This window comes from Brachybacterium phenoliresistens, assembly GCF_039530785.1.
GTDB classification, from domain to species: domain Bacteria; phylum Actinomycetota; class Actinomycetes; order Actinomycetales; family Dermabacteraceae; genus Brachybacterium; species Brachybacterium phenoliresistens.
In genome coordinates this window covers 147818-170864 of the sequence record NZ_BAAAOW010000007.1, presented here as the reverse complement: position 1 = coordinate 170864, position 23047 = coordinate 147818, and the positions used below count along the sequence as shown (strand labels likewise).

Sequence of the window (23047 nt, the reverse complement as noted above, 5' to 3'; positions counted from 1 at the left end):
TGACCCCGACCAGGAGCTCCCGATGAACCGTCGCCTCCCCGCCCTCGCGAAATACGCCGCCCTCGCCGTCGCCGCCGTCCTCACCCTGGGGCCGGTGTGGTGGACCTTCACCACCTCGCTGCGGCCCGCCTCCGAATCCTTCAGCCTCCCGCCGAGCTTCTTCCCCCTGGACCCCGACTTCTCCAGCTACGCCGCCGTCTTCGCGCAGCTGGACATGCCCCTGCTGGTGCTGAACACGGCGCTGGTCACCGGCGTCATCGCCGTGGGGCAGATGCTCACCGCCGCCATGGCCGGCTACGTGTTCGCCCGCATGTCCTTCCGCGGCAAGGGGCTGCTGTTCGCCCTGGTGCTGTCCACGATGATGGTGCCGGTGCAGGTCACCATCGTGCCGGTGTTCATGATCATCCGCGGCCTGGGCGTCAGCGACACCCTGCTCGCCCTGATCCTGCCGGCGATCCCCACCGCCTTCGGCACCTTCCTCATGCGCCAGTACTTCCTGGGGCTGCCGCTGGAGCTGGGGGAGGCCGCCGCCATCGACGGCGCGAGCCCCTGGCGCACCTTCTTCGCGATCTACGCGCCGCTGGCCCTGCCGGGCATGGCGATCGTGGGGGTGCTGGCCTTCAACTTCCACTGGAACGAGTTCTTCCGCCCGCTGATCTTCATGATCTCCGAGGAGAACTACACCCTGCCGCTGGGCCTGGTCACGCTGCAGGGCAACCTCGGCACCGGCTCGATCAGCGTGGTGCTCGCCGGGGTCATCCTGTCGATGATCCCCGCCGTGGTCGTGTTCCTGTTCGGGCAGCGTCCCCTTCGTGAGGGCCTCACGGCGGGATCATCGAAGTGACCGGACCCGCCGGGCCCCGTCCGGCCCGGCGGGCGCTCGCGCCCGCCCTTCCCGACGCGTCCGTCCCGCCCGCCCGATCCGTCCCGCCTGATCGCCGCCCGCCCCGACCGATGGAGACCCCGTGACCCCGCACCCCGCCCCCGCCCTGCCGGAGCCCGGCCGGCCCGCGAGCGACCCGCACTTCCCGAGCCTGCACCGCGTGCACCCCCGCGGCTGGATCAACGACCCCAACGGGATCCACTGCCACGACGGCCGCTGGCACGTGTACTTCCAGCACAACCCCCGCTCCACGGTCCACGAGCAGATCGAGTGGGGGCACATGTCCTCGCACGACCTCGTCACCTGGCGGGAGGAGCCGGCCGGCCCCCGGCCCCGGCCCGGGGAGGCGGACCGCGGCGGCTGCTGGAGCGGCGTGGGCCTGGTCGTGGACGGCGTGCCCACGCTCGTGTACTCCGGGGTGGACGGCGTCGACGACCAGCTCTCCCGCGTGATCCTCCAGCGCGGCGACGCACAGGAGACCCGCTGGACGCCGGTGCCCGGGACCGTCGCGGACGTCCCCGAGGAGCCGGGCCTGTTCGGGCTGCGCGACCCCTTCCTCCTCGAGCTCGACGGCCGGCGCTTCGCCGTCCAGGGCGCCGGCCTCGCCCGGCCCGACGGCACGCACGTGCCCGCGATCCTCGGCTGGGACGCCACCGACCTGGAGGACTGGCGCTACCTGGGGCCCGTCCTCACCGGCGAGCACCCGGTCGCCGCCGAGCATGCCCCCGCGCAGCTGTGGGAGTGCCCGCAGCTGGTCCCGGTCGACGGGCGGTGGGTGCTGATGCTCTCCCTGTGGTCGCTCGCCGAGGGCCCCGGAGCGGGCCGCGACACCGACGCCGTGACCTTCCTGCACGGGGACCTCGCCCTGCAGGACGGGCGCCTCGCCTTCACCCCGGCCGGCGGCGGCGTCGTCGACCACGGCCCCGACTTCTACGCCCCGCAGGCCGTGCGCGACGGCGATCGGACCCTGCTGTGGGGCTGGTCGTGGGAGGGCGGGGGCCTCGACTCCGAGCAGGCCGCGGCGCAGGCCGCCGCCCAGGGATGGGCCGGGGCCCTCACCCTCCCGCGCGCGCTGCACCTGCGCGGGGACGTGCTCGTCTCCTCCGTCCCCGAGGAGCTGCGCGCGCTGCGGGCGGGCGAGGTCCCCGTCCCGGGTGACGGGGCGGGCCTCGACCTCCCGGCCCCGGCCCGGGCCGAGGCCCGCGCGGCCGCGGGCCTGCGCCTCGAGCGGGTCCGCGCCGACGGCACCGCCGAGACGCTGCTCGGACCCGTGGAGGGGGACGCGACCCTCCTGGCCGATGCCGGCATCCTCGAGCTCCTCCCGGCCGATGCCCCGGCCTCGACCCTCCGGGTCCGCGTCGAGGACGGCGAGCACCTGCGCGTGCACGGCGAGGACCTGCAGGTCTGGGAGCTGGCGGTGCCGAGCGCGGACCGAGAGCGGCGGTCGATGCTCGCGTGAGTTCTGAGCCGGCTCAGATTTCCAGCCCTCGCCGGAAGCCGGCGGTGTACGCCGCCAGCAGGTCTTCGGCGGGGCAGCTGCGGCGACCGGTCAGATCGATCATCGCGCGATCCCGAAGAGGCTGGAGGCGATCTCCGCGAGTCGAGGATCGTCCTCGAGGAGCAGGTCCGCTCGAAGCAGCGGGCGCGGAGCCGTCCGGCGGTCGGCGAGGAGGTCCACGGACCATGGTGCCGTGCGCAGCCGGATCCATCCTCCGTCCTGCGGTCGCAGCCTTCCGAGGCGGATGACGTCGCTGCGCACCTCGTCGGGCACGTGGACGAGTGCAGAGCCGGCGCGGATCGGTGCGCCGCCCTCCTCCGCAGCGAGTTCGGATCCGAGGACCGCACCTCGAGGAAGGGGAGCATCGAGAAGGTCCTGCGGAGAATTCCAGACGGAGCTCGTGTACGACTCCTCGGCGGGTCGGGTCGACGCATACGCACGGATCCATGCGTCCTCGAGCTCACCGGGGAGCCGGAGCGTCCCGTCCACCTCGATCATCGGAGGCCTCTGCTCGCGCAGGGCGCGAATGACGCGATTCACCGTGCCCAGCGATGCGCCGCTCAGGTGCATGAGCTCGCGCTGGGTGGGATTCTTCTTCGTCTCCCCGTGGGTGACGAGCAGGGCGAACGTGACAGGCTGTCCGGCTCGGGTCAGCGCGGCCATCGACCTCGGCGGAGTCCGGCTCGGTGTGCTGCGTCTTCCGCTCACCTGGAGCAGGAGTCCCGGAGCGCGGACATGCGCGTTTCCCGCGGAATCCACGTAGCCGCCCCACCCGCGGGCCGCGATCTTCTCCGCTCGTGCAGGCGGCACATGCTCGGTGATGAGGATCGTCTGCTCGTCATGGGGCAGCAGGGTGAGGTCCGCAATGCTCGCTCCGGTGCTGGCCACCGCGGGAAAGGTATGTCGGACGTCTCCGGTCTCGATGGTCAAGGTGCCCGTGCTGACGCGAGGATCCTGTGCTTCCCTGCGCGGTCGCTCCCAGCGGGCCGTGACGCCCAGATCCTCAAGGCTCTTCCGGGCGCGGTCGACCAAGGCTTCCGCCGGATCTGGGTGTTCAAAACGAGCCATGTGTTCAACATACTGGAACACGGGCGGATTTTGAACAACCGGGCGCCGAGCGATCGACCGGGATCCAGTCGGTCCGGCCCGGCGGCGTGCGCGGCACTTCGCGGCGCGCGACGACGGGCGGGTCGGCGCCGCAGGGCGACAGGCGGGTCAGCGCCGCAGCGCCGACGGCCGGGGCAGCCCCAGGTCCTCGAGCAGGTCGCCGAGCGCGCGGTCCAGCTCGGCGCCGCCCTGGGTGATCTTGTTCGTCCCGAAGGAGCGCAGCTGGGCGCTCGGCACGTCGAGGGTGAGGACGGTGCCCGGCTGCGCGGTGGTGTGCGCCTGGATCCGCAAGTGGGTGTCGCGGATCGTGGCCGGTTCGATGCGGTGCAGGCGCGCGGCGATCGCGTGGTGCACGATCGTCCAGACCACGCTGCGGGACCGGCTGCCCGCGTGCTGCAGCAGGTCGCTGGGCCGCCACGTCGCCGTCCGCACGAAGCCGCTGGGCGACTCCCATTCCAGGCCGCGCACGAACGCCGCCCAGTCCGGGGTGAGCTGCGTGAGGGCCTCCTCGTCGCTCAGCGCCGGCACCGTGGTCTCGAACGTCGCGACCAGGGAGTCGAAGTGCGCGGTCGTGGCCAGGCGCAGGCGCAGCGCGCGATGCTCGGTGACGGTCTCTTCGACGTCGTAGCTCATGGGGCCATTGTCCCGGTCCGCGCCGGCGCCGGGGTGCTCGGCGCGGCGGGGGTCCCGGGGCCGTTGCGCGGCGGGGTGTAAGCGCTTATATTGGACGGAAGCTGTAAGCGCTTCCACTCCGGGGGCGCCCGCACCCGCCGGGGACCGGCGCTCGAGGACGAGAAGGGTGGTGCCGATGACGAGCAGCGGACCGCGGTCCTCCGGCGTCACGATCTACGAGGTCGCGCAGCGCGCCGGCGTCTCGATCGCGACGGTCAGCCGCGCCTTCTCCGACGGGGCGAAGGTCGCCCCCGCCACCCGCGACGCCGTGCATGCCGCGGCCCGCGAGCTCCGATACGTGCCCGCGGCGGCGGCCCGCGCGCTCGCCGTGCGCCGCAGCCGGGCGCTCGGCGTGGTGCTGCCCCACATCGACGGCCCGTACTTCGCCGAGCTCCTGGTCGGCTTCGAGCTCGCCGCCTCCGAGCTGGGGTTCTCCGTCGTGCTCGCCCTGGACACCCCGCACACCGGGCGCCCCAGCACGGTGCTCGACATGCTGGGGCGGGTCGACGGCATCGCCTTCATGGCCCGCAGCGCCGCCGAGGACGACACCGTCCGCGAGGTCGCCGCGCTGCGGCCCACGGTCAGCGTCGCCCGCGCGCACGTGGAGGGGGCCGATGCGTTCTACGCCGAGAACCGCGAGAGCGCCCGCCGCCTGACCGCGCACCTCATCGACCACGGCCGCACCCGCATCGGCTTCGCCGGGACGCCGGAGCCCGGCTCCGACATCGGCCGCCGCTACCGGGGCTACCTCGACGCGATGACCGCCGCGGGCCTGTGCCCGGGCCGCCACCACGAGATCACCCCCGTCGAGGCCTCGGGCACCGCCCTCGCCGAGCAGATCCTCGCCGAGCCCGGCGACCTCGACGCCCTGGTCTGCGGCAACGACGAGATCGCGCTCGCCGTCGTCGCCCGGCTCACCCGCGGCGGCATGTCCGTGCCCGAGGACCTGGCCGTCACCGGCTGGGACGACACCATCACCGCCCGCTACCTGACCCCCGGGCTGACGACCGTCCGCCAGGAGGTCGCGCAGCTCGGCGGCCTCGCGGCGCGGCGCCTCGCCGCCCGCATCGACGGGGAGCCGGCGCAGGAGCCGGTGACCGTCGCCTCCACCATCGTGCGCCGCCGCTCCTGCGGCTGCCCCGACCCGGCACCACCCACCGCATCACCGACGAAGGAGTCATCATGACCAGCACCCGCATCACCCGACGCTCCCTGGCCGGACTCGGCGCGCTCACCGCCGCCGGGGCGCTCGCCGCCTGCGGCCGGCCCGAGGGCGGGGACACCGGCTCCGCCGCCCCCGCGGAGCCGATCGCCGAAGGACCCGCGACGGGGAAGCTCACCGTCTGGGCGATGGGCGCCGAGGGCGAGGCCCTGCCCGAGCTCCTCGACGGCTTCCACGAGGAGAACCCCGACGCCACCGTCGACGTGACCCCCGTGCCGTGGGACTCCGCGCACGACAAGTTCACCTCGGCGATCGCCGCCGGGACCGCCCCCGACGTCGCCCAGGTCGGCTCGACCTGGATGTCCGAGTTCGTGAGCCTGAACGCCCTGGAGCCCACCCCCGACAGCTTCGACCTCCAGGACTTCTTCCCCGGCGCCGTCGAGAGCGTCACCGTGGACGGCGCCGTCTACGGGGTGCCGTGGTACGTCGAGACGCGCCTGGTGTTCTACCGCACCGACATCGCCGAGGCCGCCGGCATCACCGAGCCGCCGACGGACTGGGAGGGCCTGTTCTCCATGGCCCGCGCCATGCAGCAGCAGCCCGGCGGCAGCTGGGGCCTGGCCCTGCAGCCCGGCGGGCAGGGCTCCCACCAGAGCGTCCTGCCGTTCATCTGGTCCGCCGGCGGCGAGGTCGTGTCCGAGGACGGGAGCGAGTTCACCTTCTCCTCGCCGCAGAACGAGGAGGCGCTGGCCTACTACCAGTCCTACTTCACCGAGGGCGTCGCGAACCCCACGCCCGCCGAGGGCACCACCGAGCAGGACTTCGTCTCCGGGGCGGTGCCGATGTTCATCTCCGGGCCGTGGATGATGGCCGCCGTCGAAGGGCTCGGCGGGGACGGATTCGCCGACAAGTACGGGGTGTTCGTCATGCCCGAGAAGGAGATCAGCGCCAGCTACCTCGGCGGGGCGAACGTCGGCGTGTTCCAGGGCAGCGAGAACCGCGACTCCGCCTGGAAGCTCGTGGAGTACCTGACCCGGCCCGAGGTGCAGGTGCGCTGGTTCGAGATCGTCTCGGCCCTGCCCAGCCAGCAGAGCGCCTGGCAGGACGAGACCGTCGCGTCCAACGCGAAGTTCGAGGCCTTCCACACCCAGCTGGAGACGGCCCGCGCCGTCCCCACCATCGCGACCTGGGAGGAGGTCGCCGCCCGCTTCGACGCCCAGATCGAGCAGGTGTGCAAGCAGGACCTGGACCCGGCGCAGGCCCTGGCCACCACGCAGTCCGAGGCGCAGTCCATCGGCACCGGGGCCTGAGATGACCTCGACCACCACGCTCCCCGCAGGCGCCCCGCGGCCCCTCGGCCGCCGGGGCGCCGGCGGGACCTCCCGGCGCCGCCGGCGGCGCTCCGCCGCGGAGGCCCGGGCCGGGCTGCTGCTCTCGCTCCCGTTCGTCCTGCTGTTCTCCGTCTTCATCGCCTGGCCGGTGGTGCAGTCGATGTTCATGTCCTTCACCGACATGCGCATCAGCGACATCCGCTCGCCGTTCGCGGTGGACTTCGTCGGGCTGGACAACTACCTCACCGCCTTCCGCGACCCCGTCTTCCGGCGGGCCGCCGCGAACACCGGGGTGTTCGTGCTGATCGGCGTGCCGCTGACGATCACCGCCGGCCTCGCCGCCGCGGTGGCCCTGGACCGGGGCATCGGGCGCCTGCGCGGCGTGTTCCGCATGGGCTTCTACACCCCCGTCATCACCTCGATCGTCGCCGTCGCCGTGGTGTGGCGCTTCCTGCTGCAGGCCGAGAACGGGCTGGTGAACACCGCTCTGGGCTGGGTGGGGATCGACGGGCCGAACTGGCTGGGCGACGAGCGCACGGCGCTGCTCTCGCTGATCGTGATGGCGGTCTGGCGCAACTTCGGCACCTCCATGGTCATCTTCCTCGCCGGGCTGCAGGCCGTGGACCGCGGACTGCACGAGGCCGCCGCCCTCGACGGCGCCGGCCCGTGGCAGCGGTTCCGCCACATCACCATCCCCTCGATCCGCCCGACCATGCTGTTCGTCCTGGTCACCACCTCCATCGGATACCTGCAGTTCTTCGAGGAGCCGTTCGTGATGACCAGCGGCGGGCCGCTGAACGCGACCATCTCCGCGTCGATGTACACCTACAACCAGTTCGGGTTCGGCAACTACGGCGTCGCCGGGGCGATGGCCTACCTGACCTTCGTCGTCATCGGCATCGTCACCCTCGCGCAGTTCCGACTCATGAGGGAGAAGTGATGCTGGACCGTCGCCGCCCCGTCCTGACGTACATCGTCCTGACCGTCTTCCTGCTGCTGGTGATCACCCCGTTCGTGTGGATGATCCTCGGCAGCCTGAAGACCCAGGGCGAGCTGCTGCGCGTCCCGCCCACCTGGCTCCCCGAGGAGCCGACGTGGGACAACTTCCGCCGCCTGTTCGAGCGCCCCTTCGGCCTCTACTTCCGCAACTCGACGGTCGTGGCCCTCGCCGTGACCCTCGGGAACCTGTTCTTCAGCTCCATGTTCGGGTACGCGCTCGCCCACCTGGACTTCCCGCTGAAGCGGATCCTGTTCGTGCTGGTGCTGGTGTGCCTGATGATCCCGGGCCTGGTCACCTTCATCCCGCAGTATGTGCTGGTGGTGAACCTGGGGCTGGCCAACACCATCCCCGCCCTGATCCTGCCGTTCCTGGTGCAGCCGTTCAGCGTGTTCCTCATGCGGCAGTTCTTCCTGGGCCTGCCGCGGGAGCTGCTCGAGGCCGGCCGCATCGACGGGGTGGGGGAGATCGCGATCTTCTTCCGGATCTACCTGCCGCTGGCCGGCCCCGCCTTCGCGACCCTCGGGATCCTCACCTTCCTCGGATCCTGGAACAACTTCCTATGGCCCCTGGTCGTCTCCTCCGACGAATCGACCTACACCCTCCCGGTGGCCCTGGCGCTCATCTCCACCGGGCAGAACCAGACGGACTACGGGCTGCTGCTGGCGGGCGCCACCCTCATCGTCCTGCCGATCCTCGTGGTGTTCCTGTTCTTCCAGCGGCACTTCATCCAGGGCATCGCGACGTCCGGGATCAAGTGACCGCCGCGTGCCGCAGCGCCGCCGGCGAGGATGCGGCGCTGCGGCACGCGGTTCAGCGCTTGTCGTCCACCGCACGCCGCCAGCCCGTCTGCCGGACCCACCTCGCAGGCGGCTCGAACCGCGCATCCCACGGCATCGGCTCGTAGGAGCGGCAGGCCGCGCTGCCCGGGCCTGGCCAGGCGGTGCCGAAGGAACGCCGGCACGGGCAGACCTGCTCGGTGCCGGGGTTGCGCAGCACCCGGAACCGTGGCGGGCGGATCCGGGCCGAGAAGTCGAGGGTGGCGCCGGAAAGCACCTCCAGAGCATCCGGCGCGACGAGCAGCCACGCCCCCGGGCAGCCGAATCGGGAGCCTTCGACCGCCTCGGCGCGGTCCTCGAACGCGGAGAAGTCGTAGACGGTCCCACAGCAGCCCCCAGAGACCAGGTCGATGTGCACTGCCCCGCCGAGCTCCGCGATCTGCGCGATCGCGGCCGGGGTGACGGTGAACGGCGGGAGCACGGGATCAGTCATGGCCCTGGTCTATCGGCGTGAAGGGACCGATCGTGTCCGCGAACCGCAGATTCCCTCGTGTCGGGTCCCGCCCAGCATCTCCCCATCTCCTCCCCGACTCGCCCCCAGGACCTCCTCCCTGACCTGCATAGGCTCCAGGTCATGAGCCAGCAGCGCCCCGACTTCACCCCGCTCGAGGAGCGGATCGACGCCTGGGCGCATCGACGCTCCGCGGCGATCGCCGCCGATGCCGGGCCGCTGCGCCGCGGCCTCATCGAGCTGGTCGTGTTCACCCTCAAGCAGGCGTGGGCCTGCGTGTTCGGGGCGGCGATGCTCGCCCTGCTGGTCGCGGCGCGGCTGCTGTACCCGGACGACGCCCTGCTGGTGCGCAGCGACGCCCTGGTGATCGCGGCCGTCGCCCTGCAGGCGGCGATGGTCGCCTTCCGCCTCGAGAGCGGGAGGGAGCTGTGGGTGATCATCCTGTTCCACGTCGTCGGCACGATCATGGAGATCTTCAAGACCTCCGTCGGCTCCTGGAGCTACGAGACCGACGGCCTGCTGCGCCTCGGGGGAGTGCCGCTGTACACCGGGTTCATGTACGCGGCCGTCGGCTCGTACATGGTGCGCGTGTTCCGCCTGTTCGACCTGCGCTTCGCCCGGTACCCGCCGCTGTGGGCGACCGGCCTGCTGGCCGCGGCGATCTACGCCAACTTCTTCACCCACCACTACCTGCCCGATGCCCGCTGGGTGCTGCTCGCGCTGGTCGCCCTGCTGTACGGCCGATGCGTCATGTCCTTCCGCAACCAGCGCACCGGCCCCTGGCGGCGCATGCCCGTGCTGCTCGCCTTCGTGGGCGTCGCCTTCTTCCTGTGGGTCGCCGAGAACGTCGGCACCGGCGCGGGCGCCTGGATCTACCCCCACCAGCAGGCGGGCTGGGAGATGGTGCCGCTGAGCAAGATGGTCTCCTGGCTGCTGCTCATGATGATCTCGGTGGTGCTGGTGACGGTGGTGTACCGGCCGCGGGCGGTGGCGGGCGCTGGATAGTCGCGAAGCTCGCCGCGAGGTCCGCTGCGCCTCGTGCAGTCCGGATCCCGCGGTGATTGGGCGGTAGGGTGATCGCCGGGTGGGGGCCCGCACAGACAAGGGGGAAGAATGCAGATCGTGGTGCCGCACATGGACGAGGTGCTCTGGGCCGCCGTGTACGTCCTGGTGATCGGGGTGGTGATCTTCTGGCTCGCGAAGCGCTCCCAGAAGAACGGGAGGCGCTCTGACGACGGTGACCAGTCGCGAAGGTCGCGGCACCTGTGAACGAAGAGACGGATCTCGCCGGTACTGCAGCAGCCTTCCGTGCCCCGGACCGCCTGACCTCTCTCGCGGACGTCGGGGCTGTGCCGAATTCCCCGGGTGTGTACGGATGGTGGTTTCGCCGAGCTTCTCTCGACGTGCCCGCACGCGACTACCGCTCGGTCGATGGGTTTGACCTTCTCTATGTCGGGATCAGTCCGAGCCGGGAAGCGAGCTCGGGGAACCTCAGGAAGCGAGTCCGGCAGCACGTCGGCGGCGACGCGTCACGCAGCACGTTGCGCAGGACGTTGGGGACGCTTCTCGACGAGAGGCTAGGCCTGGTGCTGGCCCTCAATCATGGCCGCGCGACCTACGGGCGAGCTGGCGAAGCTGCCCTCACTGAGTGGATGCTGGAGAATGCCGCTCTGACCTGGGTCGAGAACTCCGCACCCTGGTTGGTGGAGCGCGAGCTGCTCCACACCGAGACGCTGGCACTGAACATCGACGGTCGAAACGATGAGTTCGTCCGTGCGCTGGCGGATCGTCGGCGCGAAGCGTTGCGACGCGCGCGGCTATCCGCGCTGGCCTGAGGCTGACACCTGCAACCTGGCGTGGCGACGAACTCCGAGCACGAGTCGCTGACTGTCTTACCGCCGCCGGAACAACTGGGCCGGTTTGCCCACGCTCCCTCGCTGCAGCTGTCCGGTGGGCTCGAGCCAGGGCAGCATCGCCCGGCGGAAGGTATCCGGCTGCAGGGCCTCGCCGCGCACCGCCTCGTGCACGCGCCGCAGGTCGCGCAGGGTGAGCTCGGCGCCCAGCAGGTGCTCCGGGTCCGGCTGTTCGGCGTAGCGGTCGCGCATCCACGCCACCGCCTGCTGCACGATCTGGTCGTGGTCGAAATCCAGCCCTCTCGCGGCCGATGTCGGGACCAGCTCGAGGGTGCCGGCGGCATCGGCCGGGACGACGACCACGTGCGCGACCGACACCACCCAGCCGCGGGAGTCGCGGTCCAGCGCATCGAACACATGCAGCTGCGCGGGCGCGACGCTCTCGAGCCCGGCCTTCTGCGCGAGGGAGCGGCGCACGGCATCGGCGAGCGTTTCGCCCTCGTGGAGGAAGGTGCCCGGCAGTCGGGGCCTGCCGGGGACCAGGCCCACGCACAGCTCCTCCCCGGGCACGGTGAGCACCGCCGTGTCCACGGCGAGCGAGGGGCGCGGGTAGTCGGTCAGCGGGCGGTCGATCGGAACCATGGGAACATTCAAGCAAGAACGCGCTAAGCTCGGAACCAGACTTATCGCAGATCTGCGCTAACAAGGGAGGGCTCATGCGCCCCAGCAGCATCCAGCAGGACCGGGCGATCGGCGCGATCCTCGGCTCCGCCGCCGGGGACGCCCTCGGTGCGCCCTACGAGTTCCATCCCTCCATCGGCCCCGACGCTCCCGTCCGCATGCATGCCGGCGGCCCCTGGGAGCTGGGCGAATGGACCGACGACACCTCGATGGCCCTGCCCATCCTGTGGGCGCTCGCCGAGGGCCGCAGCCTCGAGGACGAGCAGACCCTGGACCGCATCGTCACCACCTGGGCGGACTGGACGCGCGACGCCAAGGACGTCGGCATCCAGACCCGGCAGATCCTCGCGACCGCCCGCACCGCGGCCGATGCCCGCGCGGCGACCCGTGCCCTCCACGAGGCCACCGGCCGCACCGCCGGCAACGGCAGCCTCATGCGCACCGGGCCCGTGGCCCTCGGCTGCCTCGCTGCGAGCGACCAGGTCCTCGCCGATGCCGCCCGCCGCCTCAGCGACCTCACCCACGCCGACCCCGAGGCCGGCGACGCCTGCGTGCTGTGGTCCCTCGCGATCCGCCGCGCGATCCTCGACGGCCAGCTGGACCTGCGCGCAGGCCTGACGCAGCTGCCTGCCCGGCGCCTGGACCTGTGGGCCGGGCGCATCGCCGAGGCCGAGGCGCACTTGCCCTGGGAGTTCGCGAACAACGGCTGGGTGGTCGCCGCGATGCAGGCGGCGTGGTCCGCGATCGTGCACGCCGAAGGGCTCCAGCAGCGGCTGGAGATGGCCGTGCGGGCAGGGGACGACACGGACACGGTCGCGGCGATCGCGGGGTCGCTGGCCGGAGCCGTCGACGGCGCCTCGGCGGTGCCGGAGGAGTGGCGCCGGCACCTGCACGGGTGGGCGGGGGAGCGAGTCGGGACGGCAGTCGACGCGGTGCGATGGGCAGAGGGCGCGCTTGCGTGATCGATCAGGAGCGAACGCCGGCTGACGGGACGCTGTTCGACGTGACGTCGCGACGATCGTGACGACGCGCCAGCGCGGTTCCCTGCGAGTGCTGAGCCGCGCCGGTCGGCGCGACGTCATGAGGAATGCGCCCCGCGAGCACATTGCTCGCGGGGCGCATGAGGCCCTGGATCGTTCCTGGACTACCGACGTCGTCGAGACCGGATCGCGGCGATGGCCGCCCCGACAAGGCTGATCACGCCAGCCACCAGGGAGACGACCCCGAAGAAGCTGCTCTGATCGATCACGAGCGCCCCGAACGTCACCCCTCCCGTCAGGAGCCAGATCCCGACGATGATCATCACGATGCCCAGGAGGAATGCGCTCGGCGCGCCGTATGCCGACCCGCGTTCTCGATCAGTACGGGAGCTCATGCACGCCTCCAGCTTCGCTCGTTCGGGACCTGGGGGACGAGGCGGTCATCAGATCCCGCAGGCCGCGAGGGCGGCCACCCCCGACAGCTCCTTCGCCAGGTCGATGAGTTCCCGTTCCACGGTCCTCCCCGCGATACCGCGAGCGCCTCCGAAGATCCGGGCGACGAGCTTCGGGCCGTACTTCGCGGTCAGCTTCCCGAGCCTCCAGGCGAGCTTTGCCATGCGGGCCGCAGGGAAGACTGTCAGTGCGACGAAACCCGCGATCGCGGCAGCACATGCAGCGATGCTCGTGATCCCGCCAGCGGCTTGTGCCTGGACCTGCAGACTGCCATCGAGCGAGTCCTCCTTCGCCAGCGCAGAACTGGCCACGGACATCTCCCGGAGCTTCTCGTCTGCGAGCGTATAGCCGACGACCGTTCCCTCCGAGTCGAGCACCTCGTAGATCTCGGTGCCGTCGCTGTCCGTGTCCACGACGGCCCCGCGTCTCTTCCCTGCGGGAAGCGCCGACCCGATCGGATCCGCTGACGCGACGCCCCCGGTCACCGCCACAGCTGGCGCAGCCACGCACGCGGCGATCAGAGCTCGGCGTCCCAACAGATTCTTTCTCGTCATGATTTCCCCTCGTCATGTGTGGTGCGGACGCGTTCCCCCGCGCCCACAGCCACGGTATTTCCGGGGGATGGACGGATGCCACGTACGCAGGTCCCGGCTGTGAACCTCCAGCTGGCACGCTGAAACACACTGGCACCAGAGTCCTACGACCTTCGTCGAGGGGCGCAACCACGAACGAGGGATGCCCGGAGTCGGACGCGCAGTTATCGCGGCCGCCGCTCCTCCCGGGTGCCGATCTGCCCGTCCACCCCGATGGGCCGGTCGAGGTACCAGTACGCCACGCCGGCCAGGTCGTCGTTGCGCTCGAAGAGCCCGTTGTCCCAGTCGCCGATCATCTGCTGGGTGACGCGCAGGTCCTCGGCGAAGTGGATCGGATCCAGCATGAAGGGCGATCGGGTGGTCAGCGCTGGCCCGGAGCGCCCCGTTCGAGTCGATGCAGCAGCTGATCCTCGAGACCGACCAATTGCGCCGGATTGTCGACGTGGCAATGGGGAATCGATGGATGGCGGTGGTGAGCTGATCAGGGCTGGACCAGTGTCTGTGGCCGAGCGTCGGGAATCAGCGACGAAGGCCGACGGGCTGCGGCGTGCCAGGACAGCCTCGAGGTGTCGACGGCAATCGTCGGAGCATGCTTCGAGTCGGTGCGTGCAGGTCGCTGACCTCCCGTCGGGTGCGGCGGGAGGGCAGTGCATCTGGTCACGGCGTCGTTCGCGCGTGGCGGGATTTGTCGAGGTTCCGCCGCAGCACCCCCACCATCTCCTCGTGGTGGGCGCGGATGTCCTGATCACTCCACCCGCTGGCCTTGGCGCGCCGCGCCATGAGCTCGAGCTTCAGACTCTGGCGACGTGCGGCAGCGTTGTTCGCCTTCTCCTGCGGTTGGTAGTTGGAGAACTTCGAGTTCGCGCTCACCGTCACCAGCGCGAGGTTCCCGAGCGTGTCGAGGAGCTCGCGGTCCTCGACGCGGTACGCGCTCGAGGCGTGCTCGGAGTCCTCCGTGCGCGGGGAGAAGTGCTCGATCGACGTCCGGTAGCTGAACGTGAAGTCCCAGCTGTTCATCGTCTCCACGAGCAGGTAGTCGAGGTAGGTGAAGACGATGCGTGGCACTCCGAACCCGAGCGGCGTGCCGTCCGCTGCGACCTCATCTGGTGCCGACACGGGGAAGAGCGCCTGCGCGACCCGCTCACGGGTGAACGCCTCGAGGTGCTCGAGCAGGCCCGCCCCGTCGACGCGGGCGCCGCGAGCCGCACAGTCGGTGGCGTATCGCAGCACCTCGGTCATCCAGTGCATCGATCGTGGGGACGTGTAGGTGACCCGCAGCGCTGACTGCAGCAGCAGTAGCCTGCGGTGCACGCTGCGGGGGCCGGCACCGAACTCATCGGAGGCGAACGCCGGCTGGTAACGCGGTGAGGTCTTGCCATTGGACGTGCCCCGTACGACGCGTGACAGCGACCAGCTTCCTGGCTCCTCGTCGCTCGAGGACTCGTGGGTGCTGGTCAGCGTCGCATCGCGTTTGAGGACGCACCGGTCGAACAGGAAGCGGGTCCGCAGGAGGTCGGTCGTGAACGAGCGGACCCACGCCTCCTGGGCGCCGGCGTCCTTGCCTCCCAGCTCGTCAGTGAATCGACGGATCAGCAGCTTGTCGTCGAGATCCCGTTCGTTCGTGACGGTGCCTGTATCGGGGCGCCGGACGGCCAGCACATGGAGCAACAATGTGGCGAAGGAGATCTGCGAGCTGAACCGTTCGCTGTCGTCGGATCCCGTCTCGGTCCGTGCCTCAGGAGCCTGGGCGTAGGCGGTGATCGCGTCCTCGAAGGCAAGAGAGCCCGTGACGAGGGCCGATGCGGTCCCGACGGCCTTGTCGGCGCCTGGGGAACGGTCTACCAGCTGCGTTCGCAGCATGGTGAAGTCGGCGGTCGGTGCGTCGTCCCAGTCCGGTCCGAACACCTGGCCGCGCCACTCGGTGCTGTCCGAGGTGACGGTCATAGAGACGTAGTGGTCCATGTCGGAGCAGGCGGTCCACACCTTGTTCAGCAGCGCCCTGTCGGCGTCCCCTGTGAGGCAGCGCAGCAGTCGAGCTTTGACGATGTCGACGGGGCTGAGCTGTAGCCCGCGCGTGTTCATGACCTCGAAGTACCGGTTGAGGTCCTTGGAGTGGACGGGCATGCGGATCAGCTTCACCCGGGTGAGCAGGTAGTCCACGAAGTCGGACTCCTCGAGCCGACGCGTCAGCTCGTTGTCGTGGAGCCGCAGCTCGATCCGTCGCCGCGCGCGGAGGATGCCCGCGTCCTCATGCTCGCGGTCCTCGTTCTCGTGCTGCGGGGCGAGAATCCCGCGGAGCGCGAGTGTCGACTTCTCCCGGGACTCGTAGGTCAGCGGATGCAGCTCGCCGATCGGATGCTGGTGCTCGCTCAGCTTCATCAGCAGGATGTACAGGGTGGTCAGGCGCTGCTGACCGTCGATGACGTCGAAGGGGTCGTCCACACGCACCGGCGGCGCGACGACGAGGTTCCCGAGGAAGTAGTCCTTCCAGACCGGGCGCTCGGCCTCGTCGAGGACGTCGTCGATCAGCCGGTCGATCTGCTCCTCGCCCCAGGTGTAGTTTCGCTGGTACAGGGGGATCTGGTACTTCACGGAGCTCGAGCTGAAGAGCTCGCCGATGGGCACGGCGATCGCGGCGTCGGCCGCGGCGGTCGTGGACATGTCAGATCCCCTCGTTCAGCAGGCGACGGAGCGTGACGTCGTCCTTGTGGTCGTTCCTGGTGGACAGCGGGACCTCGAGGTCCGTGAGCCCCAGGTCCGAGGGATCCAGCGCATCGCGCATCTTGGCGAAGAGGTTCACGTGGACGAGACCGTCGAGGTCGGGTGCCTTGCCGAGGGCGTACTTGTCGGTGGACCGCCAGGTGAGCCGGTCGTAGCTGAGACGCGGAGCGTAGGCCCAGCGGAAGAGCTGCCGGCGGACGAGCGGAAAGTTCTGCTCCCCGTACTTGTTCGTGTAGTACAGCGCCGCGGCGAGGAACAGCTCGCGCGAGAACCGGTAGCGGCGCCCGTCGCGGAGATTCTCGAGGGCGGGATCCTGCTCGGCGCCGGGCAGGTCTCGCCGGTAGAGAAGGGTCGAGAGCCGCCGGGACTCCTCGAGCATGAACGCCGCATAGTCGAAGAACGGGCGCCCGGCGGCGACGGGCGTGTCAAGCTGGTGCCTGGCTCGCTTCAGATCGCGGGCCTGATCGGGTGCGGCGTCGAGATGCGACCACTGCTGAAGGCCCGGGAGGATCGCCTTTGCCGCACGGTGGTACTCGGCGCCGGGAAGCCGGCGGGTGGAGCGGCTGACTCCCTTGAACAGGCCGATGTCCTCCGCCGTGAAGGCATGAGCGGAGCGATTCCGACTCCACCAGTGGATGCGAGCCAGGTAAGTGCTGAATAGCTGGTCCAGCTCGTTCTCGTCGGCGGCCTCCCATTGCTCGACGACGGCGCGCTGCTCGGCGGCGCTCGAACCGGACATCTCGCGAAGGTGGTAGGCCTTCAGCAGGTCGTGCGGTCGCAGCGCCTTGCCGCGGAAGTTCTGCGAGTCGAAGAACTGGAACGCCTCGTCCTCGTCGTCCGTGACGATCCGCAGCACCGTGGCACCGTGCTCGACGAAGTCGCGGAAGCAGTCGCGCTTCACCTGGTCCTCGAACTGTTGGGTGAGCCGCTCAAGCTCCCGGTACACCCGGTGCAGCGCAGTCTCCCCGCTGCGCAGCGCCGGGATCTCGCCGCCGCGGAGCAGGGTGCGCAGCAGGTGGAGGGTGATCAGCCGCTGCTGACCATCGACCACGTCGTCGTGCCCGTAGTCGTCGCGCCGAAGGAGGATGACGGTGCCCATGATGTAGGGGTGCCCGGAGTGCTCGTCGCGGGAGTGGCCCTCGGGTAGCTCTCGGTGCGCATGCAGGAGGTCGTTGACGAGGTCGGCGGCGTTGCTGGGCGTCCACGAGTACGGCCGCTGGAAGTCCGGGATTCGCAGGGGCTGGGCCCCGGCTCCGAACAGGTCGTCGACCGTCAGGAACCCGAGTTCGTCGGCGAGGATCGTCATGAAACCGGACGATACCGAAGGGGAGCGACATCGTGGGCGGGGCGCCGGTGAGTCGATGAGTCACGAGGGCACGGCATCCACGTCTGTCAGAGGCCTGCCGTACGGTGCCTACAGGACGAAGCGGAAATAGTTGGAGCAGCACATCGCGGTGTCGAGCGGGAACTGATACGCAAAGCTCGCCCTCGTCGGTCCAGTGCTCGGAGATATCGGTCAGCCACAGCTCGTTGACGTCATCGGCAGCGAAGTCCCGTTCCACGAGGTCGTCATCTACGGGCCGACCCGGGCGCTTTCCGTTCTTGACGAGCTTCTTCCCGAACACTGACCACCGCTGATGGTCTCGCGGGCGCGCCGCGTCACCGCAGGGGACGGGAAGACCTTCAACCCAGGGTTCTACCGGGACGGCGACACGAGATTCGAGGTGAGTGCGCGCATCGACACGCTGCGCGCCACCGGGCCGGACGTCGTGGCTCAGCTCGGGCATGCCCTGCGCCATCTTGTGGGTGCGGCCCAGTCAGCCACCACGACGCCGGGTTGACTGCAGGCGGCCACGGCGGGGCGGCGCCACGCGACCTGAGGCTGGGCTCGTGCGCTCTGCGGTTGGACCGAAACCGCCGGGAAGGTCCATGAACTCGAGGCATCAGAACCTCTGGCAGTTGACCGCGGGAAAGCAGGGATCTCGCGGGGTCGAGACGATGACGTGGCATCGGTGGCCGACGGCGATGTACGTCGGCGGAAGCGCCTATCCTGCCCGCAGGCCCGGCAACACCTGGCGGGCACAGGGGCGAAGAGGGGAAGGCCATGCCAGAGGACGACATGCTCCAGTCAGGGACGGACGACGTGGAGCTCCGGGAAGACCAGTTCTCGGTCGAGGTCGAGGAACTCCCCGAGTCGCAGCGGATGGAGGCAGAGAAGTTCGCGCTCGAGTTCCTCGGCAAAGTCATCCGCCTGAGGGGCGTCCGGATCGATCGCGAGCACTTCCTGGCAGCCGAACTCCATCGTCGGGGCCTCGGAACGACGGCCATCGAGCGGGCGCTTGCGGAAAGTCCTGCTGCTGCCGGGATCCCCCTGGAGGAGCTCGACCGCATCGCCGCTTCCGTCGTGGAGTTCGAGACCCGGAAATCCACGGCGATGTCGTTCGCGGCGGGGATACCCGGAGGGTTCGCGATGATCGGCACCATCCCCGGTGACGTCACGCAGTTCTACGTCCACGCCTTCCGCATCATGCAGAAGGTCGCGTACGTGTACGGGTGGAAGGACCTTCTCACCGACGTCGACGCCGTCGACGACGAGACCTTGGGCAAGCTGGCGGCCTTCCTCGGCGTGATGATGGGAGTCGGTGGTGCGTCGGCCACGGTCACCAACTTCGCTTCGAGCGTGGCCCGCCCCGCCGTGCAGAAGCAGATCGCCGGGGTCGCCCTCACGAAGACGACCTGGTTTGGCCCGATGAAGAACGTGCTGCGAGTCATCGGGGTGAAGCTCACGAAAGACAGCTTCGCGAAGGCCACCTCGAAAGTGGTGCCCGTCGCCGGAGGGGTGATCTCCGGAGGTCTCACCTACACCACGCTGCGCCTGCAATCTCGACGGCTCATCAAGCACCTGCGGCAGTTGCCGCCGCCAGGCGTCGATGCCGAACAGTACTTGGCACTGCTCCACGCCGTCGACGAAACAGAGGCCGAGCGAGCCGGAGCGTCCTTGCAGGGCAGGATCACCACGGCGGCGGGTGCTCTGAGAGACCGCCTGCCCTCACCGCGAGCCGAGGAGAACGCGGGTGGCCGTGCCCGCGCGGCGGCGAAGGAGGCCGGCGCGAGAGCGGAACGAGCCGTCGGCTCGGTGAAGGGACGCGTTGACGCGTTGTTCACCAGGAAGACGCGGGGCGGGGAAGCCGGAGCTGACGAAGTCGAGTAGGACGAGGAGCCAGCCTCGCTCAGTCTTCCGTTCCCGAGCCCCGCCTGGTCCGATCCCTCTGCTCATCCACCAGTTTCCGGTACTCGTTCTTCAGTGCGTTGAGCCGCTGGCCGTCGGGCAGCTGCCAGAAGGTCCAGCCGTTCGCGGAGCCGCCGCGCACATGTGCGGCGGAGCCCGATGGCGAGTCGAAGGGGACGCCGTCGACCTCGATCCGGCCGTCGGCCAGGACTACGGCGACCACGTCCCGGTCGCCCCGCGGTCGCAACCGCGTGCCCGGGGCGACGAGGCCGGCGGCGACGATGCGACGAAAATCGATCCAGGCCGCATCGCTCTGGCCCTTGCGTGCCTCGGGCACGATGGAGTGCCCGTCGGGAGCCGGCCAGGTACGGATGAGGGCGTCGATGCTCGCACCGGTCCGTCGATCGATGCTCTCCTCGTCCCAGCCATCGGCGTCGCGCAGCGGGCGGTTGACCAGGAGCACGTCGTGCCGGGTGAGGACCTCTCGCTTCCCGCCGGCTCCGGACCACGCTCGGTTCGAGAGCGACGAGTTCAGCGGTGTGGTCAGCAGCGTGAGGTTCCCGAGCCGGTGGATGCGCGAGTCGCGCTCGATCTCCTCCTGCTCCGAGGCGACCGGCCAATTCTGCCGCCACCGTCGCGGAAGGATGTGCTCGATGTTCATCGTGTCCCGGGGGACGCGGCTTCCGCTCCACGCGCCCTGCCCCGAGGTGTAGCCCCGGGCATCGTCCTCGATCGCCTCGAGGACCATCCGCAGTCGCGAACGGGACAGCTTGCGGTAGATCGGCACCTCGTGCAGCTCCCTGCGCAGCTCATCGTCGGACGGCCAATAGGTGGCGGGGCTGTCCAGGCGCTGCAGATGGTCTCTCACCGTCAGTGCGACGGCGTCCGGGGCCGAACGCTTGAGCTCTGTGATCAGGTGCGCGACGGTGCGGGAGACGTCTGCGGAGGGGAGCCCGAGGATGGCGCGTCGGATCACCCAGCTCTCGAACCAGGTGAGCGCTGCTTCGGCCTCGCGAGGGGGAACGCTGTTGGCCGGATCGAACAGCCATAGAGCGAACGGGGCGACTGTGCGCATATCGGCCGCAAGGGTGCGGTAGAAGAAGAGCTCGACAGTGCTGACGGGCCCCTCTTTCGCCTGCGCCGCGCGGATCCACCGCTGATACTCGACCGCGCGATCGTGAAGGTCCTGGACGATGTCGAGGACCGTTCCCGTGTTCTCGTACGTCAGCCAGTGCTTGAACCGGGTGAAGGTCGCCGGGGTGCGCACCTCCTCGCCGGTGCGGGCGACGAGCCAGTGGTTGAGGAACAGGGAGACGTGCGAGATGGTGAACCGGCCGAGGCGGACCTCCGAGGTCCAGAAGGTCTCGTCGAACAGGCTCCAGTTCTGCTCATAGGCTCGGCGGATGTCGGAACCTTCCGCCTCGAGCCTCTGGAAGACCAGGTTCTTGGCGAGGTCGGCCTGCGTCAGGGGCGTGCCCCGCGCGTTGAGGGTCTCGAAGATGGACTGGGAGTCCTCCGTCGCGTCGAGGCTGATGACGACGATCTCCAAGCCCTGCATGAGAGTGGTGGCGAGTGCCCAGGAGCGCTGAAAGGAGTCCTCCGGGGTGCCCTCCGCCAGCCACGCGGAGGCTCTGCCGTAGAAGAACAGGTAGGCCGACGTGATCAGGTGCGGCGAATCGGAGGCGTCGATCTCGGCCGGGGAGCTGGCGAGCATGACCTCTTGGAAGGGCACCCCATCGCTGTTGGTGTGGCGCACCTTGAGCCGGTCCACTCCCTCTATTCCGAGGCCCTCGTCGTGGAGCGTCAGCTTGCGGAGGTTGTTCGCGGGCGCGGCGTGCCCCAGGTCGCGCATCGCTGCGCTGCACGCATTCAGCAACAGCTGGAGAGTCGTCAAGCGCTGCTGCCCGTCGATCAGGGCGTACTCGCTGACGAAACCCATCGCTCGGAGGTGCCTTTGCATCACTACGGCACCCAGGAAGTGGGTTGCCGAGGGAGCCTGAGTCATCCGCAGGTCGACGAGGCGCTCGACGTCCTCCCACAGCGGTGTCCACTGCCGCTCCTCGGTCCACACGTACGGGCGCTGGAAGAGGGGGATGACGAGCGTCTGCGGCAGATGGAACAGCTTGCCCGGATCCTGTACGTGCGTCTCCATGGTCCGACTCTATGCAGAGCGGCGACATTCAGGGGCGAGTCCCGAGAGCCGGCACCCGTCGTGCTCGCAGGCGGGACGTGCTCGACACCGTCTAAGAAGAGCGATCGCGCGTCGCAACGGTGCTGAGCGGATGCCGTTCGGCCGGAGCTGCAGAACGCTCGCTTGGAACGTTCAGTCCCATCGGGGCCGAGAAGCGACGTGCTCTTGAACGTTGAACGTCCAACGAACTTCGATCTTCCCTGGACCCTCACGATCCTCTTCCGTGCTCTCGTCGTAGGAGATGAGCCAAGGTTTGAAAAATTCTTCGGGTGGCGCCGAGTACCTTCGAGCGTCTCTCTCGTCGTGCTCCCAGATCATTGGGGTCCCGGATCCTGCGGGGGTAATGCGAAGCGGACCATCGCCCGGCCAGTCCATCGCCTGCAGCCACACGGAAACGCTCCCACCAGATATCAAAAGTGAGCTGAAATCGACCCATAGGTCGGCCCCGTTCGGCCGGTATGTGTGCTCTAGGTAGTCGGGCTCCAGTGTCGAGGCAATAAACTTGCAGAAGTCCACAAATCGGTTGGATGGATTGTGGAGTGCATATACCGCATCCCACTCGCTCGAGTCGCGCTCGACTGCCGCAGAACGTCTCTCGGCGAGAATCAAATGGATCGCGGGGTTTCGCTCCAGGTAGTTCGAGACTCCGATCGGGTGCACCGTCGAAGCTCCTACAGGGGTGCGAGGCACTTGGAAGGGGCCGATGGTCCGAGCGAGGCCGAGTCGGCTCATCCCGGATTCGAGTCGGCGGAACCACGGTGGGCGCTGGATGGATTCAGCGAGATAGATGGCGATGAGCGGTTCCGGTGGGATGCTCAGCTCGAGGCATTGAGCCTCGATCCTGGACAGGTCTTCCCGCGAACGTCGCAACGCCTTCTTCACCACCTCGTCCATCTGGTTGCTGTTGAGCTCCAGCGAGCGTCCGATAAGTGCCAGGGCGGCGACGAACAGTGCAGTGATGATCGCTTCAGAGATACTCGACGCGTCGGGGAGGACCTTGTCGGCGAGTGGAATCAGCAGTACTCCCGCGGGCACCGATAGTGTCACGATGAGGGCAGAGGCTGTGAGCCATCCGAGATCAGACGGTGAGAGCTTGCGGTTATATGTTCGTCGGTTGCCGATCTTGAGTGCTGAAGATATAGCAATGTAACTGAGGGTCAGTACGACTGCAAATGTCCAGATATTCGATCCCGGCCAGCGGGACGCATAGGTTCCGAAGAAGACGGTCGTCACGATGACGGGTATCGCCCTGAACGTGACATAGAACCAGATCGAGCTTGAGATGAGGGCGCCGAAGGCGTCTTCGGGTCCGAAGTATAGTCGTGGCCACGAAGTTCGAATCAGCTGGTACAGTCCCACGACCGCAAGGGCGGCAACGAATCCGATAATCGCGCTCGACATGGCCA

At 69.2% G+C, this 23047-nt stretch carries 22 protein-coding genes and 1 pseudogene; 11 read left to right on the top strand and 12 right to left on the bottom strand.

All coding sequences use genetic code 11. The features are described 5' to 3' along the window. Positions 1 to 22: 22 nt before the first annotated feature. Both ABD234_RS14735 and ABD234_RS14730 read left to right on the top strand, forming a co-directional pair. The gene (locus ABD234_RS14735) at positions 23 to 844 is read left to right on the top strand and encodes a carbohydrate ABC transporter permease (RefSeq protein WP_344357721.1); all 822 of its coding nucleotides are present in this window, start codon (positions 23 to 25) and stop codon (positions 842 to 844) included. A gap of 121 nt (positions 845 to 965) precedes the next feature. After that, positions 966 to 2342, top strand: a complete 1377-nt coding sequence (locus ABD234_RS14730; protein ID WP_344357719.1) for a glycoside hydrolase family 32 protein — start codon at positions 966 to 968, stop codon at positions 2340 to 2342. Positions 2343 to 2441: 99 nt separating this feature from the next. Here ABD234_RS14730 and ABD234_RS14725 read toward each other — a convergent pair whose 3' ends face one another. Both ABD234_RS14725 and ABD234_RS14720 read right to left on the bottom strand, forming a co-directional pair. Then, positions 2442 to 3470 carry a type IV toxin-antitoxin system AbiEi family antitoxin gene (locus ABD234_RS14725; protein WP_344357716.1) on the bottom strand — a complete coding sequence of 343 codons (1029 nt, stop codon included), beginning with the start codon at positions 3468 to 3470 and terminating at the stop codon, positions 2442 to 2444. Between the two features lie 126 nt (positions 3471 to 3596). After that, the gene (locus ABD234_RS14720; protein WP_344357713.1) at positions 3597 to 4121 is read right to left on the bottom strand and encodes a hypothetical protein; all 525 of its coding nucleotides are present in this window, start codon (positions 4119 to 4121) and stop codon (positions 3597 to 3599) included. A 175-nt stretch (positions 4122 to 4296) separates the two neighbouring features. Here ABD234_RS14720 and ABD234_RS14715 point away from each other — a divergent pair, with 175 nt between their 5' ends. Genes ABD234_RS14715 through ABD234_RS14700 form a run of 4 tightly spaced genes read left to right on the top strand, consistent with a single transcriptional unit; the run spans position 4297 to position 8411 of the window. Next, positions 4297 to 5346, top strand: a complete 1050-nt coding sequence (locus tag ABD234_RS14715; RefSeq protein ID WP_344357710.1) for a LacI family DNA-binding transcriptional regulator — start codon at positions 4297 to 4299, stop codon at positions 5344 to 5346. Next, positions 5343 to 6632, top strand: a complete 1290-nt coding sequence (locus ABD234_RS14710) for a sugar ABC transporter substrate-binding protein (RefSeq protein ID WP_344357707.1) — start codon at positions 5343 to 5345, stop codon at positions 6630 to 6632. Before ABD234_RS14715 ends, ABD234_RS14710 begins: the two co-directional genes overlap by 4 nt. A gap of 1 nt (position 6633) precedes the next feature. Beyond that, positions 6634 to 7593: a carbohydrate ABC transporter permease gene (locus ABD234_RS14705; protein WP_344357704.1), complete on the top strand. Its 960-nt coding sequence runs from the start codon at positions 6634 to 6636 to the stop codon at positions 7591 to 7593. Then, the gene (locus ABD234_RS14700) at positions 7593 to 8411 is read left to right on the top strand and encodes a carbohydrate ABC transporter permease (protein WP_344357701.1); all 819 of its coding nucleotides are present in this window, start codon (positions 7593 to 7595) and stop codon (positions 8409 to 8411) included. The genes ABD234_RS14705 and ABD234_RS14700 overlap by 1 nt, the downstream gene beginning before the upstream one ends. A gap of 52 nt (positions 8412 to 8463) precedes the next feature. Here ABD234_RS14700 and ABD234_RS14695 read toward each other — a convergent pair whose 3' ends face one another. After that, on the bottom strand, positions 8464 to 8922 hold the full coding sequence (locus ABD234_RS14695; RefSeq protein WP_344357698.1) for a HesB/IscA family protein: 459 nt from the start codon (positions 8920 to 8922) through the stop codon (positions 8464 to 8466). A gap of 141 nt (positions 8923 to 9063) precedes the next feature. On the opposite strand from ABD234_RS14695, the gene ABD234_RS14690 reads away from it, so the two are divergent. The 3 genes from ABD234_RS14690 to ABD234_RS14680 all read left to right on the top strand — a co-directional run bounded on the left by ABD234_RS14690 (position 9064) and on the right by ABD234_RS14680 (position 10775). Further along, the gene (locus ABD234_RS14690) at positions 9064 to 9945 is read left to right on the top strand and encodes a DUF817 domain-containing protein (RefSeq protein WP_344357695.1); all 882 of its coding nucleotides are present in this window, start codon (positions 9064 to 9066) and stop codon (positions 9943 to 9945) included. A gap of 108 nt (positions 9946 to 10053) precedes the next feature. Continuing rightward, complete coding sequence (locus ABD234_RS14685) at positions 10054 to 10209, top strand: hypothetical protein (RefSeq protein WP_344357692.1); 156 nt, start codon at positions 10054 to 10056, stop codon at positions 10207 to 10209. Further along, positions 10206 to 10775 carry a GIY-YIG nuclease family protein gene (locus tag ABD234_RS14680; RefSeq protein WP_344357689.1) on the top strand — a complete coding sequence of 190 codons (570 nt, stop codon included), beginning with the start codon at positions 10206 to 10208 and terminating at the stop codon, positions 10773 to 10775. The genes ABD234_RS14685 and ABD234_RS14680 overlap by 4 nt, the downstream gene beginning before the upstream one ends. A 57-nt stretch (positions 10776 to 10832) precedes the next feature. Here ABD234_RS14680 and ABD234_RS14675 read toward each other — a convergent pair whose 3' ends face one another. Beyond that, positions 10833 to 11435 carry an NUDIX hydrolase gene (locus tag ABD234_RS14675; RefSeq protein ID WP_344357686.1) on the bottom strand — a complete coding sequence of 201 codons (603 nt, stop codon included), beginning with the start codon at positions 11433 to 11435 and terminating at the stop codon, positions 10833 to 10835. 74 nt (positions 11436 to 11509) lie between these two features. Here ABD234_RS14675 and ABD234_RS14670 point away from each other — a divergent pair, with 74 nt between their 5' ends. Next, a complete protein-coding gene (locus ABD234_RS14670) occupies positions 11510 to 12436 on the top strand; it encodes an ADP-ribosylglycohydrolase family protein (protein ID WP_344357683.1) in 927 nt (308 codons plus the stop codon). A gap of 182 nt (positions 12437 to 12618) precedes the next feature. Here the strand turns inward: ABD234_RS14670 and ABD234_RS14665 are convergent, their stop codons facing one another. The 6 genes and pseudogenes from ABD234_RS14665 to ABD234_RS19195 form a co-directional block, all read right to left on the bottom strand. Beyond that, positions 12619 to 12849: a hypothetical protein gene (locus tag ABD234_RS14665; protein WP_344357680.1), complete on the bottom strand. Its 231-nt coding sequence runs from the start codon at positions 12847 to 12849 to the stop codon at positions 12619 to 12621. Positions 12850 to 12897: 48 nt separating this feature from the next. Continuing rightward, positions 12898 to 13461, bottom strand: coding sequence for a hypothetical protein (locus ABD234_RS14660; protein WP_344357677.1), 564 nt, complete (start codon positions 13459 to 13461; stop codon positions 12898 to 12900). Positions 13462 to 13664: 203 nt separating this feature from the next. Continuing rightward, positions 13665 to 13844 carry a hypothetical protein gene (locus tag ABD234_RS14655; RefSeq protein ID WP_344357674.1) on the bottom strand — a complete coding sequence of 60 codons (180 nt, stop codon included), beginning with the start codon at positions 13842 to 13844 and terminating at the stop codon, positions 13665 to 13667. A 313-nt stretch (positions 13845 to 14157) separates the two neighbouring features. Next, the gene (locus tag ABD234_RS14650; RefSeq protein ID WP_344357671.1) at positions 14158 to 16161 is read right to left on the bottom strand and encodes a DUF262 domain-containing protein; all 2004 of its coding nucleotides are present in this window, start codon (positions 16159 to 16161) and stop codon (positions 14158 to 14160) included. A gap of 1 nt (position 16162) precedes the next feature. Beyond that, positions 16163 to 17527 carry a DUF262 domain-containing protein gene (locus tag ABD234_RS14645; RefSeq protein ID WP_344357668.1) on the bottom strand — a complete coding sequence of 455 codons (1365 nt, stop codon included), beginning with the start codon at positions 17525 to 17527 and terminating at the stop codon, positions 16163 to 16165. Between the two features lie 172 nt (positions 17528 to 17699). Further along, positions 17700 to 17867, bottom strand: a pseudogene (locus ABD234_RS19195) (IS3 family transposase); the annotation flags it as partial. Positions 17868 to 18325: 458 nt separating this feature from the next. Between ABD234_RS19195 and ABD234_RS14640 the strand changes: the two are divergent. Then, a complete protein-coding gene (locus ABD234_RS14640; protein WP_344357665.1) occupies positions 18326 to 19432 on the top strand; it encodes a hypothetical protein in 1107 nt (368 codons plus the stop codon). Positions 19433 to 19451: 19 nt separating this feature from the next. On the opposite strand, the gene ABD234_RS14635 is transcribed toward ABD234_RS14640, so the two are convergent. Both ABD234_RS14635 and ABD234_RS14630 read right to left on the bottom strand, forming a co-directional pair. Beyond that, positions 19452 to 21602, bottom strand: a complete 2151-nt coding sequence (locus ABD234_RS14635) for a GmrSD restriction endonuclease domain-containing protein (protein ID WP_344357662.1) — start codon at positions 21600 to 21602, stop codon at positions 19452 to 19454. Between the two features lie 171 nt (positions 21603 to 21773). Beyond that, positions 21774 to 23042: a hypothetical protein gene (locus ABD234_RS14630; RefSeq protein WP_344357659.1), complete on the bottom strand. Its 1269-nt coding sequence runs from the start codon at positions 23040 to 23042 to the stop codon at positions 21774 to 21776. Positions 23043 to 23047: the final 5 nt, after the last annotated feature.